Origin of the sequence: Geminicoccus flavidas (assembly GCF_009806515.1) — a bacterium.
Lineage (GTDB): Bacteria > Pseudomonadota > Alphaproteobacteria > Geminicoccales > Geminicoccaceae > Geminicoccus > Geminicoccus flavidus.
Genome location: NZ_WUJP01000645.1, coordinates 1 through 14,835, shown reverse-complemented (window position 1 = coordinate 14,835; position 14,835 = coordinate 1). Strand labels below are relative to the sequence as shown.

At 69.5% G+C, this 14,835-nt stretch carries 14 protein-coding genes; all 14 read right to left on the bottom strand.

Features of this window, described 5'->3' with window-relative positions; translation table 11 throughout:
• On the bottom strand, nt 1-687 hold a 687-nt coding region (locus tag EQG76_RS18230; RefSeq protein ID WP_200840909.1), incomplete at its 3' end, for a magnesium transporter.
• Complete coding sequence (locus EQG76_RS18225; protein ID WP_159715803.1) at nt 684-2,966, bottom strand: NADP-dependent malic enzyme; 2,283 nt, start codon at nt 2,964-2,966, stop codon at nt 684-686. The genes EQG76_RS18230 and EQG76_RS18225, both read right to left, overlap by 4 nt.
• Nucleotides 2,967-3,046: 80 nt before the next feature.
• A complete protein-coding gene (gene larB, locus EQG76_RS18220) occupies nt 3,047-3,742 on the bottom strand; it encodes a nickel pincer cofactor biosynthesis protein LarB (protein ID WP_159715802.1) in 696 nt (231 codons plus the stop codon).
• Between the two features lie 58 nt (nt 3,743-3,800).
• Nucleotides 3,801-4,568, bottom strand: coding sequence for a carbonic anhydrase (locus EQG76_RS18215; RefSeq protein WP_200840908.1), 768 nt, complete (start codon nt 4,566-4,568; stop codon nt 3,801-3,803).
• A 19-nt stretch (nt 4,569-4,587) separates the two neighbouring features.
• Nucleotides 4,588-5,538, bottom strand: coding sequence for a transcriptional regulator GcvA (locus EQG76_RS18210; RefSeq protein WP_200840907.1), 951 nt, complete (start codon nt 5,536-5,538; stop codon nt 4,588-4,590).
• Between the two features lie 173 nt (nt 5,539-5,711).
• Nucleotides 5,712-6,221, bottom strand: a complete 510-nt coding sequence (locus EQG76_RS18205; RefSeq protein WP_159715801.1) for an OsmC family protein — start codon at nt 6,219-6,221, stop codon at nt 5,712-5,714.
• Entirely contained in the window at nt 6,218-6,988 is a 771-nt protein-coding gene (locus tag EQG76_RS18200) for an ABC transporter ATP-binding protein (protein WP_159715800.1), read from the bottom strand. Before EQG76_RS18200 ends, EQG76_RS18205 begins: the two co-directional genes overlap by 4 nt.
• Entirely contained in the window at nt 6,985-7,818 is an 834-nt protein-coding gene (locus tag EQG76_RS18195) for an ABC transporter permease (protein ID WP_235031435.1), read from the bottom strand. The genes EQG76_RS18200 and EQG76_RS18195 overlap by 4 nt, the downstream gene beginning before the upstream one ends.
• A 4-nt stretch (nt 7,819-7,822) precedes the next feature.
• Nucleotides 7,823-8,809, bottom strand: a complete 987-nt coding sequence (locus EQG76_RS18190) for an aliphatic sulfonate ABC transporter substrate-binding protein (RefSeq protein ID WP_159715798.1) — start codon at nt 8,807-8,809, stop codon at nt 7,823-7,825.
• A 123-nt stretch (nt 8,810-8,932) separates the two neighbouring features.
• The gene (gene tgt / locus EQG76_RS18185) at nt 8,933-10,066 is read right to left on the bottom strand and encodes a tRNA guanosine(34) transglycosylase Tgt (RefSeq protein WP_200840906.1); all 1,134 of its coding nucleotides are present in this window, start codon (nt 10,064-10,066) and stop codon (nt 8,933-8,935) included.
• Nucleotides 10,063-11,106 (bottom strand): tRNA preQ1(34) S-adenosylmethionine ribosyltransferase-isomerase QueA, encoded by a 1,044-nt coding sequence (gene queA, locus EQG76_RS31755; RefSeq protein WP_200840905.1) that lies wholly within the window; start codon nt 11,104-11,106, stop codon nt 10,063-10,065. The genes tgt and queA overlap by 4 nt, the downstream gene beginning before the upstream one ends.
• A gap of 4 nt (nt 11,107-11,110) precedes the next feature.
• Nucleotides 11,111-11,614, bottom strand: coding sequence for a pantetheine-phosphate adenylyltransferase (gene coaD / locus EQG76_RS18180; protein WP_159715796.1), 504 nt, complete (start codon nt 11,612-11,614; stop codon nt 11,111-11,113).
• 51 nt (nt 11,615-11,665) lie between these two features.
• Nucleotides 11,666-14,371 carry a DNA gyrase subunit A gene (gyrA, locus tag EQG76_RS18175; protein WP_200840904.1) on the bottom strand — a complete coding sequence of 902 codons (2,706 nt, stop codon included), beginning with the start codon at nt 14,369-14,371 and terminating at the stop codon, nt 11,666-11,668.
• Nucleotides 14,372-14,462: 91 nt separating this feature from the next.
• Nucleotides 14,463-14,835 (bottom strand): type VII toxin-antitoxin system HepT family RNase toxin (hepT, locus tag EQG76_RS18170; protein WP_159715795.1); only part of this gene is annotated, 373 nt, incomplete at its 5' end.

Sequence of the window (14,835 nt, the reverse complement as noted above, 5' to 3'; positions counted from 1 at the left end):
CTCCTCCTGGTCCGTCGCCGCCTCGATCAGCACCTGCTCCTTCAGGCGCAAGGAGCGCATGGTGACGTCGCGCCGCGAGCGCAGCACCTCGGCGACGTGGACCTGCCCCACCGGGCGCATCTTCGGGTCGACGATCAGGATGTCCCAGAATTCCTCGGGCAGGCTCTCGCCATGGTCGCGGCAGTAGTCGATGGTCTGACCGACCGTCCAGAAGTCCGGGACCACGACATTGTCGCGCTTGACCAGGCGCGCCGCGGTATATTCGGGATAGGACAGGGCCTGCTCGACCTGGGAGCGCTCGGCTGGCCCCATCTCCAGGAGGATGGCGGTGCGGTCCTCCTCGTCCAGATCCTCGATGATCTCGACGGCGTCGTCGGATTCCAGCTCTGACAGGGCCGCGGCCGCGGCCTTGGGCCCCAGCGCGTCGACCACCTCGTCGCGGACGTCACCTTCCAGCCAGTTGAGGGTCTCGGGCTCCAGCACGTCCGCGCCGAGCGTCACCGCGTGGCGGCGCTCCTCGTAGCTCAGGGCATGGAGCAGGGCGGCCTGGTCGGCCGGGTGCAAGGGCGCCAGACATTCCAGCACGGCCTCCCGGCCGCTGCGGGCGACCGCTTCGGTCAGGCGTGCCACCAGCGCCTCGTCGATGCCCTCGCTCTGGAACGTGCGGACCTCCTCCGCGCCGCTCATCCGGTCTCGCCCTGGCGGAGTGCGATGGCCTCGGCGCAGGCGATTGCCGCCATGTTGGTGATGCCCCGGGCGGTCACCGACGGGGTGACCACATGGGCGGGCAGGCGCGGCCCCAGCACGATCGGCCCGATCGAGACGCAGCCGGTGACTGCCTTCACCAGGTTGTAGGCGATGTGCGCGGCATCCAGGCCCGGCATGATCAGGAGGTTGGCCTCGCCGGAAAGCGTCGAATCCGGCAGGATCTTGTCGCGCAGGCTGGGGATCAGGGCGCTGTCCGCATGCATCTCGCCGTCGATCTCCAGGCCCGGCGCCCGGGCCCGGATCGCCGTCAGCGCGTCGTGCATGATCCTGACCTGGGGGGATTCCCGGCTGCCGAAATTGCTGTGGCTGATCAGCGCCACCTTAGGCTCGATGCCGAAGCGCTTGACCGCCTGGCTGGCAGCCAGCGTGGTCTCGACGATCTTCTCGACGGTCGGCGCGTCGCTCACATAGGTGTCGGCCAAGAACAGCACGCCCCGGTCCAGGACCAAGCCGTGCACGGTGGACGCCTCGCGGATGTCCGGGCGCATCCCGATCACGTCCTGGATGTCGCGCAGATGGTCGATGAACCGGCCGACCGGGCCGGCGATCATCGCGTCCGCCTCGCCGCGCGCCACCATGATCGCGGCGATCACGGTGGGCTCGGTGCGCACCACCTCGCGGGCCAGCTCCGGGGTCACGCCGCGCCGGCCCATCTGGTCGCGATAGAAGGCGACATAGTCGTTGTAGCGCGGGTCGGAGTACGGATTGACTAGGTTGAAGTCGCGATCCTGGGCAAGGCGCAGGCCGTAGCGCTCGATTCGGGCCTGCACCACGTCCGGTCGGCCGATCAGGATCGGCCGCGCCATCTGTTCCTCGACCACCACCTGCACCGCGCGCAGGATCCGCTCCTCCTCACCATGGGTGAAGGCCAGGCGCTGCAGGCTGGCCTTCGCCCGGGCGATCTGCGGCCGCATGATCAGGCCGGACTTGTAGACCTTCTGGTCGAGGCTCGCCCGGTAGGCTGCGAGATCCTCGATCGGCCGGCTCGCTACCCCGGTCTCCATCGCCGCCTTGGCGACCGCGACCGGCAGCTCCACCACCAGGCGCGGGTCGAAGGGCTTGGGGATCAGATATTCCGGGCCGAACGACAAATACTCGGTCTGGTAGGCCAGGTGCACCGTCTCAGGGGTGGTGGTGCGCACCAGGTCGGCCAGGGCGCGGACGCAGGCGAGCGCCATCTCGGTGTTGATGGTGGTGGCACCCACGTCGAGCGCGCCGCGGAAGATGTAGGGGAAGCAGAGGACGTTGTTGACCTGGTTGGGATGGTCGCTCCGCCCGGTCGCCACGATCGCGTCCGGCCGGGTTGCCTTGGCCAGCTCGTAGGGGATCTCGGGGTTGGGGTTGGCCAGGGCCAGGACGATCGGGCGGTCGGCCATGGCCGCCAGCATCTCGGGCTTGAGCACGTTGGCGGCGCTCACTCCCAGGAAGATGTCGGCGCCGACGATGATGTCGCCCAGCGTGCGGGCCGGGGTCGGCCGCGCCCACTTGGCCTTCCACGGGTCCATCAGCTCATTGCGGCCCTCATGGACCACGCCCAGGATGTCGGTGACCGTGACGTTCTCGGGCCTCACCCCCATCGCCACCAGGAGATCCAGGCAGGCCAGCGCCGCTGCCCCTGCCCCGCTGCAGACCAGCCGCACCTCCTCGATGCGCTTGCCGACCAGGACCAGCGCGTTGGCGATCGCGGCTGCCACGATGATCGCGGTACCGTGCTGGTCGTCATGGAACACCGGGATGCGCATGCGCTCGCGCAGATTGCGCTCGATCAGAAAGCACTCCGGCGCCTTGATGTCCTCCAGGTTGATGGCGCCAAAGGTGGGCTCCAGGGCCGCGACGATGTCGCAGAGCTTTTCCGGGTCGTGCTCGTCCAGCTCGATGTCGAAGGCGTCGATGCCGGCGAACTTCTTGAACAGGACCGCCTTGCCCTCCATCACGGGCTTGGATGCCAGCGCACCGATCGAGCCCAGGCCCAGCACGGCGGTGCCGTTGGTGACCACTGCCACGAGGTTGCCGCGCGAGGTGAGCCTGGCCGCCTCCTGCGGGTCCGCGGCGATCGCCTCGCATGCGGCGGCCACGCCGGGGCTGTAGGCCAGGGATAGGTCGCGCTGGGTCGAGAGCGGCTTGGTCGCACGGACCTCGAGTTTCCCGGCCACGGGCCGCGCATGGTAGTCCAAGGCGTCGTCGCGCAGCTGGCTCATTCCGATCTCCCGAGCACGGTCCGAACTGGGAAAGAACCGCTTGGACCGGCACGCGCAAGTGCAAAGGCGCCGCGATCGGCTCAGTGGGCGGTGGCCCGCACGCCGCGCAGCGGATGGGCGCGGTCCGCCAGGTTGAGCAGCTTCACCGCGGCACAGGCGGCACCGAAGCCGTTGTCGATGTTCACGACGGTGATGCCGGGCGCGCAGCTGGACAGGGCCGACTGGAGCGCCACCCGCCCGCCCTGGCCCACGCCCATGCCCACCGAGGTCGGCACCGCGATCACTGGCACGTCGACCAGCCCGCCCAGCACGGTGAACAGGGCGCCCTCCATGCCGGCGAACGCCAGGATCACGTCGAAGCGCCGCAGCTCGTCGATCCGCCGGAGCAGCCGGTGCAGCCCGGCCACCCCGACATCGACCACCGCGTGCGCGGCGCGGCCGTGGAAGGCCAGGGTCCGCTCGGCCTCGCGCAGCACCGGCAGGTCGGAGCTGCCGGCGGCGACCAGGGCCACTCGGGCCGGGCCAGCCGGGGCCGAGCCACCCAGCATGGCGGTGCGGGAGACCGGGTCGTAGTCCAGTTCGGCACGCAGGTCGGCCGGCAGCCGGCCAAAGCGCTCCGGCCCCAGCCGGGTCAGGAACAGGCGGTGCCGCGCCTCCTGCGCCTGGCGCAGGATCCCCCGGACCTGCTCGTCGGACTTGGGCGCGCACAGGACCGCCTCGGCCACGCCGGTACGCTCCTCCCTTACCCAGTCAATCTCGAACTCGTCGTCAGCCATGTGCCAAGGCGCTTACACGAGCCACCGGCAAAAGCCATCTGCTCAATTGGCAAGCCGCTCAGGCCCCGGGGAACGGGGCCATCCCGGCATCTTCCACCGCGCGGGCCACGAAGCCTTCCAGCGAGAGCGGTGCGGCACGGCCGGTCGCGGTCACGTCGACGCGGTGGTCGATCGGCCGGATCGTGTCGGACAGGGGCACGAAGCGCTGGTGCAGCGGGTCGAAGGCCATAGGCCGGCCTTCCGCCAGGTTGAACCACCAGCCGTGCAGGGTGAGTTCGCCCCGGACCACGCGCTGCTCGATCCATGGGAAGGTCAGCAGATTGCGCAGGCTGCCGAGCACGGCGGCCTGCTCCAGAAGGAGGAGCTGAGCCTCCGGCTCCAGGCCGCTGCCGGCGACGATCCGGCGGGCATCGTCCATCACGCCCACCCAGGGCGCCATGAACTCCAACCCGACCGTGCCCTCGGCGAGTGCCCGGATGCCGCCGCAGGCCTGGTGGCCCAGCACCAGGATATGTTTCACGCCCAGGCGGCGGACGCCGAACTCGATCGCGGCGGAGGCGGCGTGCGGCTGCTCGTCCGGCCCATAGGGCGGCACGATCGCCGCGACATTGCGCAGGATGAACAATTCGCCCGGCTTGCAGGAAGTGACCACGCCCGGGTCGACCCGGCTGTCGGCGCAGCCGATCACCATCACTTCCGGTTTCTGCCCATCCTCCAGGAGGCGGGAGAACAGATGCGGGTCATCAATCCCTTCCGACCGGAACCGCTCGAACCCATTGATCAACTTCTGCAGCGGATGGACCATCAGCCCTGCCTTGCGCTTCAAGATGAACGGCCAGGCCGCTTCAGGCCGAAGCGGTCGCCCGGGCCGGATGCGGGCCACCTTCCGTTTCGCGGGTATGGCTGAGCAGCCAGGTGCGGAACGCGGCGACCTTGGCGAGCTTGGCCTTGCGCGCCGGGCAGACGAGGAAATAGGCGAAGCGCAGCGGCTGCTCCAGATCGAACAGCCGCACGAGCCGCCCGGCCTCCAGATCGTGCTCGGCCAGCCGGACCTTGGCCAGCGCTACGCCGCGCCCGGCCATCGCCGCTTCCAGCACCAGGGCCGACTGATCGAAGCGTGGACCGCGCTTGCCATCCGCATCGCGCACGCCGGCCGCCTTCAGCCACATCGGCCAGTCCGGGCAGCTCGCATCCCGCTCCGGGCCGTCATCGTGCAGGAGCGGCACCCCCGCCAGGTCCTGCGGCTCGCGGATGCCGGCCTGCTCGACCAGGGAGGGTGCCGCAACCGGCACGATCGATTCGGACAGGAGGTGGTCGGTCTCCAGGCCCGGATAGCTGCCGGCGCCATAGCGGATCGCGCAGTCGACGTCCTCGCTGGCGAAGTCGACCATCTGGTTGGAAGCGGAGATCCGGACGTCGATGTCGGGATACTGCTCCTGGAAATCCTCCAGCCGGCCCATCAGCCACTTGGCGGCAAAGGAGGGGGCTACCGACACGGTGAGCACTCCACCCTTCTGCAACAGCTCGATCTCGTCCAGCGCCTCGGAGAGCTTCTGGAAGCCTTCGGCCAGGCCTGGCAGGCAGGCTTGGCCCTCGTCGGTGAGCAGGAGGGAGCGGGCGGTGCGGCGAAACAGGAGGCAGCCCAGATGGTCTTCGAGCTGCTTGATCTGCTGGCTCACCGCCGCGGGCGTGACGAACAGCTCCTCGGCGGCACGGCTGATGCTCAGATGCTTGGCCGCCACCACGAAGCAGCGCAGGGCGTTGAGCGGCGGCAGGCGATGGATCGGACGCGGCATGGGGGCTCGCAGGAGAATTTGCTGGCGGATGGATCGACAAGCTGGGTCGTCCCGTCAACCAGAAACATCGCTTCCTGCCTCGTAGTTTTTACATATATAACATAGATAATATGTATAATTGGATCATGACGCAGGAGCACCCGCCCAGGGTCCCGGGCGGGTGCTGCCTATGCTCAGGCCGTGGCGACCGTCGCGTCCACCTTCGTCGGCGTCGCGATCGTCTGGAGCACCACGCAGTAGCGCTCGGTAAGCTGCAGGAGCTTGGCGAGCGTCGCCTCGTCCGCATCCGTGTCGAGCCGGAAGCGCAGCCGGATCGCCTGGAAGCCAACCGGGGCGGTCCGGTCAACGCCGAGCGTGCCGCGGAAGTCCAGGTCGCCCTCGACCTGTACCTCACCGCCGCGCAGGGCGATGCCGAGCGCGGTCGCCACGGCCCGCAGGGTGACGCCGGCGCAGGCGGCCAGCGCCTCCAGCAGCATGTCGCCCGAGCAGGCCTGTAAACCGCTGCCGCCGGTGGCGGGATGCAGACCAGCCTCGACCAGGGCGCGGCCGGTCTCGACCCGGCAGGCGATACCCTCGCCGTCCAGGCTGCCGGACGCCCGCAGGGTCACGAGGGCGGCTTCCGGCTCCGACCGGTAGCGGTCCTTCAGCGGCGCCTGCATCGCCCGCAACTCGTCACCGTTCATGCTGCTCGCTCCATCCCTGGGTCGTCCTCTGCCGCGTCCGCGCCACCCAAGGCCCGGGCCAGCCTCGCCTCGATCGCCTGGAAGGCGGCGGAGCGGCGGTTGCGGGGATGGGGCAGATCGATGGCCAGGTCCAGCACGATCCCGGCCGGTGCCGTCTCCAGCACCACCACCCGGTCGGCCAGGGCCGCGGCCTCCTCCAGGTCGTGGGTCACCAGCAGGAGCGCCGGCCCGTCCTCGGCGCGGATCCGGTCCAGCGCCCCCTGCAGCTCGATCTTGGTCAAGGCGTCCAGCGCGGAGAACGGCTCGTCCAGGAGCAGAAGGCGCGGCCGGCGCACCAGCGCCCGGGCGATGCCGACCCGCTGCGCCATGCCGCCCGACAGGGTCTTCGGCAGCTTCGCCGCGGCCTCAGCCAAGCCGACCCGCCGCAGCGCCCGCAATGCCTGTTCCCGGGCCTGCCCTCGGTCACCTTTGCCGCCCAGGCCGACCATGACATTCCCCAGCACGTCCAGCCAGGGCAGCAGGCGCGGCTCCTGGAACACCACCGCCACGTCCGGCCGTGGCCTCATCACCAGCGTGCCGTCGATCGTGACCCGGCCCGCGTCCGGCCGGTCCAGCCCGGCCAGCAGCCGGAGCAGCGTGCTCTTGCCGCAGCCGCTACGCCCGACCACCGCCACCGCCTCGCCCTCGGCGATCGACAGGCTGAGCCGGTTCAGCACCACACGCTCGCCGAACGCCCGCTGCACGGCTTCCAGACGGAACTGGCTCATGCGATCTGCTCCCGCTCGGCCACGCTGTCCTGCCAGGTCAGGAAGGGCCTAGCCAGCATCACCAGGACTAGGTCGGACAGGCGCCCCAAGAGCGCGAACAGGCAGAGGCAGCCCACAATCTGCGCGGCATTGCCGGTCATCTGCCCGTCCAGCAGCAGGTAGCCGACCCCGGCACTGGCGCCCATCAGCTCCGCTGCGATCACGAACATCCAGCCAAGCGCCAGGCCGCCGCGCAGGCCGACCACCCAGCCCGGCAGGGCTGCGGGCAGCATGATCCGGCGCAGGATGGTCAGGCGGTCGAAGCCGTTGACCTGGCCGACCTCGACCAGCTTGCGGTCGACCTCGCGCAGTGCCGTCGAGAGCGACAGATAGACCGGGAAGAAGGCGCCGAGTGCGATCAGCACGATCTTGGGCGTCTCGAAGATGCCGAACCAGAGGATGAACAGCGGCACCCAGGCGATCGAGGGGATGCTGCGCAGGCCCTGCAGCGTCGGGTCGATCCAGCGGCGCCAGAGCGGCGAGGCGCCGGCCACCATGCCCAGCAGGGTCGCCGCCAGCGCGCCGAACAGGAAGCCCAGTGCCACCCGCCAGAGAGTGATCAGGATGTGGCCGGCGAGATCGCCGGTCGTCCAGAGCCCGGTGAGCGTGGCGAAGATCCGGCTGGGCGGCGGCAGGAAGCGGCTCTGCAGCCAGCCCGTGGCCGAGCCCAGCTCCAGCAGCAGAGCCAGTAGCACCGGCAGGGCGATGCCGGCGAACGGCAGGCCCAGCCGAAAGGAGTGGCGCCGCGCCCGGCCGCCAGGTGCCGCGGCGCTGGCGAGGAGGGTCGCCACCGGCTCAGCCCTGGCCGCGCAGCGACGCGATCGCCTGCAGGTCGACGAGTGCCGCGGTGGCGGCCGCCACGTCGACATCGGCCGCGATCACGCCGGCTTCCTGCAGCGCCAGGCCAGCGCCCTGGATCGTCTCGACATGGCGCTGCTCCGGCCAGGACTCGTTCAGGCCGGTGCGCTCGAGCTGCCGGGCGGCGACCTCGGGCGAGAGCTTCGCCACACTGGCCAGGAGCCCTGCCAGCGCATCGGGCTCAGCCTGCGCGATCTCGCGCGCCTGCTCGTAGGCCGCCAGCACCTCCCGCACCAGGTCGGGCGAGTTCGTCAGGAACTCCTCCTGGACGTTCAGGACGCCATAGCTGTTGAGGCCCGGGTCGCGGTGGAACAGGAGCGAGCCGGCCTCCAGCTCGGACTGCGCCATCATCGGGTCGAGCCCCGCCCAGGCATCGACGTCGCCGCGCTCCAGCGCCAGGCGGCCCTGGTCGTGCTGGAGCAGGACGAGCTGGACGTCGCTCTGGGAGAGGCCGGCGCCCTGGAGCGAGCGCAGCAGGAAGACATAGGGGTCAGTGCCCTTGGTGACCGCGACGCTGCGGCCCTTCAGGTCGGCGACCTTGCCGATCCCGGTGTCGGGCCGCGTCACCAGCGCGGTCCATTCCGGCTGGGAATAGACATAGACGGTGCGGATCGGAGCGCCGGCCACCCGGCCGAGCAGGGCAGCCGCGCCTGCGGTCGAGCCGAACGCGATGCTGCCGGCGTTCAGGAACTCCACCGCCTTGTTGGAGCCCAGTGACTGCACCCACTGCACGGCGATGCCGCGCGGCTTTAGCCGCTCCTCCAGGATGCCCCGGTCGCGCAGGATCAGGCTCAGCGGGTTGTAGTAGGCCCAGTCCAGGGTGAGGGTATCGGGATCGGCCGCCCGAGCCGCCGGTGCCATCCCGCTGCCGATCAGCGCCGCTGCCGACAGCGACGCCAGAAAGCCGCGACGGTCCTGCGCCATGGCCGATCCCCCCTTTAATCTTTTGCCGCAAAGTGCAGGAAGGGCTTAATGGCTGCGGTGCGGCGGGCAACCGCAGCAATTCTGCAGATCGGGTGAAGTTGACCTAAAGGAAGCGGTGACGGCTCAGCCGCTCCAGGGCGGCAGGTCGCCCAGCGCCTGCTCCTCGGCGAAGTCGGCGGCCCAGTCGGCGAGGCAGCCTTCCACGATCGCCCGGCGCATCCCGCGCATCAGGGACTGGTAGTACCAGAGATTGTTCCAGGTCAGCAGGATGGCACCCAGGATCTCGTCGCTGCGGACCAGATGGTGCAGGTAGGCGCGGGAATAGTCGCGCGCAGCCGGACAGTCCGAGGTCTCGTCCAGCGGGCGCGGGTCGTCAGCATGGCGGGCATTGCGCAGGTTGACCGTGCCGCGCCGGGTGAAGGCCTGGGCGGTGCGGCCGGAGCGCGTCGGCATCACGCAGTCGAACATGTCGATGCCGCGCATGACCGAGCCCACCAGGTCGGACGGCTTGCCCACGCCCATGAGATAGCGCGGCCGGTCCTGCGGCAGGAACGGCACGGTCTCGTCCAGGGTCCGGAACATCTCGGCCTGCGGCTCGCCCACGGCGAGGCCACCCACGGCATAGCCGTCGAAGCCGATCTCCCGCAGGCCTTCAGCGGAGCGGCGGCGTAGCTCAGGGTCGGTGCCGCCCTGGACGATGCCGTAGAGCGCATAGCCCGGGCGCCGCTGGAAGGCGTCCTTCGAGCGCGCAGCCCAGCGCAAGGACAGCGCCATGGCCCGCTCGATTTCGGTGCGCTCAGCCGGCAGGCGCAGGCACTCGTCGAGTTGCATGGTGATGGTGGCGTCCAGCAGGTGCTGGATCTCGATCGAGCGCTCCGGGGTCAGCTCATGCCGGCTGCCGTCGATATGCGAGGCGAAGGTGACGCCGCGCTCGGTGAGCTTGCGGATCTTGGCGAGCGACATGACCTGGAAGCCGCCGGAATCGGTCAGGATCGGACCGGGCCAGTTCATGAAGCGGTGCAGCCCGCCCAGCCGGCCAACCCGCTCGGCACCCGGGCGGAGCATCAGGTGGTAGGTGTTGCCCAGCACGATGCCGGCCCCGGTGGAGGCCACCATCTCCGGCGTCATCGCCTTGACGGTGGCGGCCGTGCCGACCGGCATGAAGGTGGGGGTCGGCACGGACCCGTGGGCGGTGTGCAGGATGCCGGCGCGGGCGGCACCGTCCCTGGCGACGGTCTCGTGGCGGAATTCGGTCAAGTCTGGCTCGGGTCGTTGCGTTCGAGGAGGGAGGCGTCGCCGTAGCTGAAGAAGCGGTAGCCGGTGGCGGCGGCGTGCGCGTAGGCCTGCTTCATGCGGGCCATGCCGGCAAAGGCGCAGACCAGCATGAACAGCGTGCTGCGCGGCAGGTGGAAGTTGGTGAGCAGCCGGTCGACCACGCCGAACCGGTAGCCGGGCGTGACGAACAGGCGGGTGTCCTGGGTGCCGTGGCTGAGCGTGCCGTCGGGGCGGACCATGCTCTCCAGGGTGCGCAGCGCGGTGGTGCCGACCGCGACCACCCGGCCGCCTTCTTGGCGATGCCGCTCGATCCGCGCCGCAGCGTCGGCCTGCAGCTCGATCCATTCGGCATGCATCACATGCTGGTCGGTATCCTCGACCTTGACCGGCAGGAAGGTGCCCATGCCGACATGGAGGGTGACGAACTCGGTGCACACGCCCTTGGCGCGGATCGTCGCCAGGAGCGCCTCGGTCAGGTGCAGGGACGCGGTGGGGGCGGCGACCGAGCCGTCGCGCCTGGCGAACACCGACTGGTAGGCCTGGTCGTCGAGCGGATCGCCGCCGCGCGGCCGGCGGATATAGGGCGGCAGCGGCATCCGCCCTTCCGCCTTGATCCGACGGATCAGCTCCTGCCCGCCATGGGGAAACTGGAACAGCACCAGCCCGTCCGGGTCCTTCTGGACCACTTCGGCCCGAAGCTCGCTGGCAAGCTGCACCTGGTCGCCCGGCCGCAGCCGCTTGCCCGGCCGCGCCAGGCCCCACCAGCCATCCTCCCCTTCCGGGCGGACTAGGGTGACCTCGACCTGGACCTCGCCGCGGCTGCCGAAGAAGCGGGTCGGCAGGACGGCGGTGTCGTTCAGGACCAGGAGGTCGCGCGGCTCCAGCAGGCCCGGCAGGTCGGACACATGGAGGTCGGCCAGCCGGTCGGCGACATGGAGCAGCCGTGCCGATTCGCGGGGCTCGGCCGGCGCCTGGGCGATCGCCCCCTCGGGCAGCTCGAAGTCGAACTCGGTGATGCGCAAGGCTTCAGCCGCGCCCCCGCCGCTGATCGAGCCGCTGGAGCACCTGCGGGCTGACGAAGCTGGCGACGTCGCCGCCCAGCCCGTGGATCTCCTTGATGAAGCGCGAGGAGATCCACTGGCAGTGTTCGGACGCCATCAGGAAGACCGTCTCCAGCTTGGGCGCCAGGCGCTTGTTGTTGGCCGCCATCTGAAACTCGAACTCGAAGTCGGACACGGCGCGCAGGCCGCGAACCACGATCTGCGCGCCCTGCGCCTGCGCAAAATGCACGAGCAAGGTCTCGAACGGGATCACCTCGATGCGCGTGCCGTTCTCGGGCAGGCTGGCGAGCTCGTCCCGGATCATCGCCACCCGCTCCTCCAGCGGGAACAGGGGCTCCTTGCCGACATTGATCGCGCAGGCGATCACCAGCCGGTCCACCAGGGTGGTCGCCCGACGGATCACGTCCATGTGGCCGTTGTGCAGCGGGTCGAAGGTGCCGGGATAGATCCCGGTCCGCACCTTGCTCATCTCATGCGCCTCCGGGCCGCCGTTGCCCGGGCCCGCCGGACAACGCCACGCTCATTCCTCGACCGGCTCGTCCGTCTCGTCGTCCTCGGCGGCATCCAGCAGGCGGACTGCGCCCACCACATGCTCGTCTTCGTCGACGTTGAACAGGCGCACGCCCTGGGTGTTCCGGCCGGTGATCCGGATCCCGTCCACCGGCATGCGGATCAGCTTGCCCTGGTCGGTCATCAGCATGAGCTGGTCGGCATCGGTCACCGGGAAGGTGGCGCTGACCTCGCCGTTGCGCGCCGAGGTCTCGATGTTGATGACGCCCTGCCCGCCCCGGTTGGTGATCCGGTATTCGTAGGCCGAGGTGCGCTTGCCGAAGCCGTTGCGGGTGACGGTGAGCAGGAACTGCTCCCCGGCCTGCAGCTTCTGGATCTCCTCCTCGGTGAGATCGACCACCGCCTCGCCGTTGCCGCCGTCCGCATCCTCGCCCTCGGCCCGGCGGCGGGCGTTGGCATATTTCAGGTAGGCGTCGCGCTGCTCGATCGGCAGCTCGACATGGTGCAGGACCGACATGGACACGACCTCGTCGTCCTTGGCGAGGTCCATGCCGCGCACCCCTTCCGAGGCCCGCGACTTGAACACGCGCAGGCTTTCCACCGGGAAGCGCACCGCGCGCCCGCCGCGCGCGGCCAGCAGCATGTCGTAGCTGTCGTCGCACACGTCGACGCCGATCAGCCGGTCGCCCTCGTCCAGCCCCATCGCGATCTTGCCGTTGGACGGCACGCGGATGAAGTCGGTGAGATCGTTGCGCCGGACCCGGCCCCTGGCGGTTGCGAACACGATCGAAAGGTCGCCATAGGTCGATTCGTCCTCAGGCAGCGGCAGCACCGCCGAGATCGCCTCGCCGCTGTCCATGGCCGGGAACAGGTTGATCATCGCCCGGCCGCGCGCCTGCGGGTTGCCCAGCGGCAGCTTGTAGACCTTGAGCTTGTAGACCCGGCCGGCCGTGGTGAAGAACAGGACCGGCGTGTGGGTGTTGGCCACGAACAGCCGGGTGACCACGTCGTCCTCATGCGTGCGCATCCCGGCCCGGCCCTTGCCGCCGCGGCGCTGCGCCCGATAGGTCACCAGCGGCACGCGCTTGACGTAGCCGGCATGGGTGACGGTGACGACCATGTCCTCCTTCTGGATCAGGTCCTCGATGTCCTGGTCGAGGTCGCTGTCCAGATCGATCACGCTGCGGCGCTCGTCGGCGAACTTCTGGCGGATCTCCAGCAGCTCCTCGCGCATCACCTCGAGCAGCCGGCCGCGGTCGTTCAGGATATGCAGGAGTTCCTGGATCTCCCCCGCCAGCTTCTCGACCTCCTCGACCAGCTCCTCGCGGGCAAGGGCGGTCAGGCGCTGGAGCTGCAGGGCCAGGATCGCGCGGGCCTGCGCCTCGGACAGCCGGTAGGTTTCGGACGGCGGCGGCGCATCGACCAGCCCGGCCTCGGCGCGCTCCAGCAGCGGCAGGATGTCGGCGGACGGCCAGTCGCGCGCCATCAGCCGGCCGCGCGCCTCGGCGGAATCCTTCGACGAGCGGATGAGTGCTATCACCTCGTCGATGTTGAGCACCGCGATCACCAGGCCGATCAGGCCATGGATCCGGCTGCGCGCTTGGCCCAGCCGGTAGGCCGAGCGGCGCAGGATGACGTCCTCGCGGAACTCCAGGAACGCCTTGAGGATGTCGATCAGGCCCAGCGTAGTCGGCCGGCCGCCGACTAGGGCCACGATGTTGATGCCGAACGAGGTCTGGACCGGCGTGTAACGCCAGAGCTGGTTGAGCACGACGTCCGGGTCGGCATCGCGTTTCAGCTCGATCACCACCCGGATGCCCTGGCGGTCGCTCTCGTCGCGCAGGTCGGCGATGCCCTCGACCTTCTTGTCGCGCACGACCTCGGCGATCCGCTCAACCATCCGGGCCTTGTTCACCTGGTAGGGCACCTCAGTGATGATGATCGCCTGGCGGTCCTTGCGGATCTCCTCCACATGGCTCTTGGAGCGGATGACGATGCTGCCGCGGCCGTTCTGGTAGGCGGACATGATCCCGCCGCGGCCGAGGATGATGCCGGCGGTCGGGAAGTCCGGGCCGGGGATGATCTCCATCAGCTCGGGCAGCTCGATCGAGGGATTCTCGATCAGGGCCACGCAGCCGTCGATCACCTCGCCCAGATTGTGCGGCGGGATGTTGGTCGCCATGCCGACCGCGATGCCGCCCGCCCCGTTCACCAGCAGGTTCGGGAAGCCCGCGGCCAGGACCGAAGGCTCCTCGGCGCTCTCGTCATAGTTAGGCCGAAAATCGACGGTATCCTCGTCGATCTCGCCGATCACCGACAGAGCGGCGCGCGACAGGCGGGCTTCGGTATAGCGCATCGCCGCCGGCGGATCGTCGTCCTGCGAGCCGAAATTGCCCTGGCCGTCGATCAGCGGCAGGCGCAGCGAGAAGGGCTGCGCCATGCGGACCATGGCGTCGTAGATCGCGCTGTCGCCGTGGGGATGGTACTTGCCCATCACGTCGCCGACGATGCGGGCCGACTTGCGGTGCGGCTTGCCCGGATCGAAGCCGTTCTCCTTCATGGAGAACAGGATCCGGCGCTGCACGGGCTTGAGGCCGTCGCGGACATCGGGCAGAGCACGCGCCACGATCACGCTCATCGCGTAATCGAGGTAGCTCTTCCTCATCTCCTCTTCGATCGGGACGATGTCGAAGGGGCGCGACTGCTCGGTGGCCAAGGTCGGTGGTCTCTGACGCGGTGAACGGACGACAAGCGGCGCCGGCGGGCATCGCTGCCCGCGCGCGCCAGCCTTCTAGCAGGCGGTGGCCTCAGGTGCCAGGGTTGGCCTCGAAAGGCGGCTTTGCGTCGAAGCGGCGGGCCATGGCGGCGGCGAATACCGTCAGGTCGTCGAAGTTCTCCGCCAGGAAGGTGCGCACCAGGTCCAGGTCGATGTCCTGGTACTGGTGGACGAGCCGATTGCGGAACCCGACCACGCGCATCAGACGCTGCGCCGGCTTTTGCTCGATTAGGCGGAGGCGGAAGAGCTGATGGAACGCGTCGCGACTGTCGGCCGTCGGCGGCTCGCCCAGCAGCACCAGCGCGCGATTGGCGAGATCGATGGTGGCCTCGCAGGCGCGCTGGAGATTCAGCAGCACGATGTCCTGAAGGTCGAAATCGGTGTCGAGATCGGCCTCCCGCCGG

Bases quoted from the DNA above. Each gene is read 5' to 3' on its own strand.
- EQG76_RS18190 (WP_159715798.1), bottom strand. From the start codon at position 8,809: ATGGCGCAGGACCGTCGCGGCTTTCTGGCGTCGCTGTCGGCAGCGGCG.
- EQG76_RS18210 (WP_200840907.1), bottom strand. From the start codon at position 5,538: ATGCCGCGTCCGATCCATCGCCTGCCGCCGCTCAACGCCCTGCGCTGC.
- EQG76_RS18225 (WP_159715803.1), bottom strand. From the start codon at position 2,966: ATGAGCCAGCTGCGCGACGACGCCTTGGACTACCATGCGCGGCCCGTG.
- larB (WP_159715802.1), bottom strand. From the start codon at position 3,742: ATGGCTGACGACGAGTTCGAGATTGACTGGGTAAGGGAGGAGCGTACC.
- EQG76_RS18200 (WP_159715800.1), bottom strand. From the start codon at position 6,988: ATGAGCCAGTTCCGTCTGGAAGCCGTGCAGCGGGCGTTCGGCGAGCGT.
- coaD (WP_159715796.1), bottom strand. From the start codon at position 11,614: ATGAGCAAGGTGCGGACCGGGATCTATCCCGGCACCTTCGACCCGCTG.
- EQG76_RS18205 (WP_159715801.1), bottom strand. From the start codon at position 6,221: ATGAACGGTGACGAGTTGCGGGCGATGCAGGCGCCGCTGAAGGACCGC.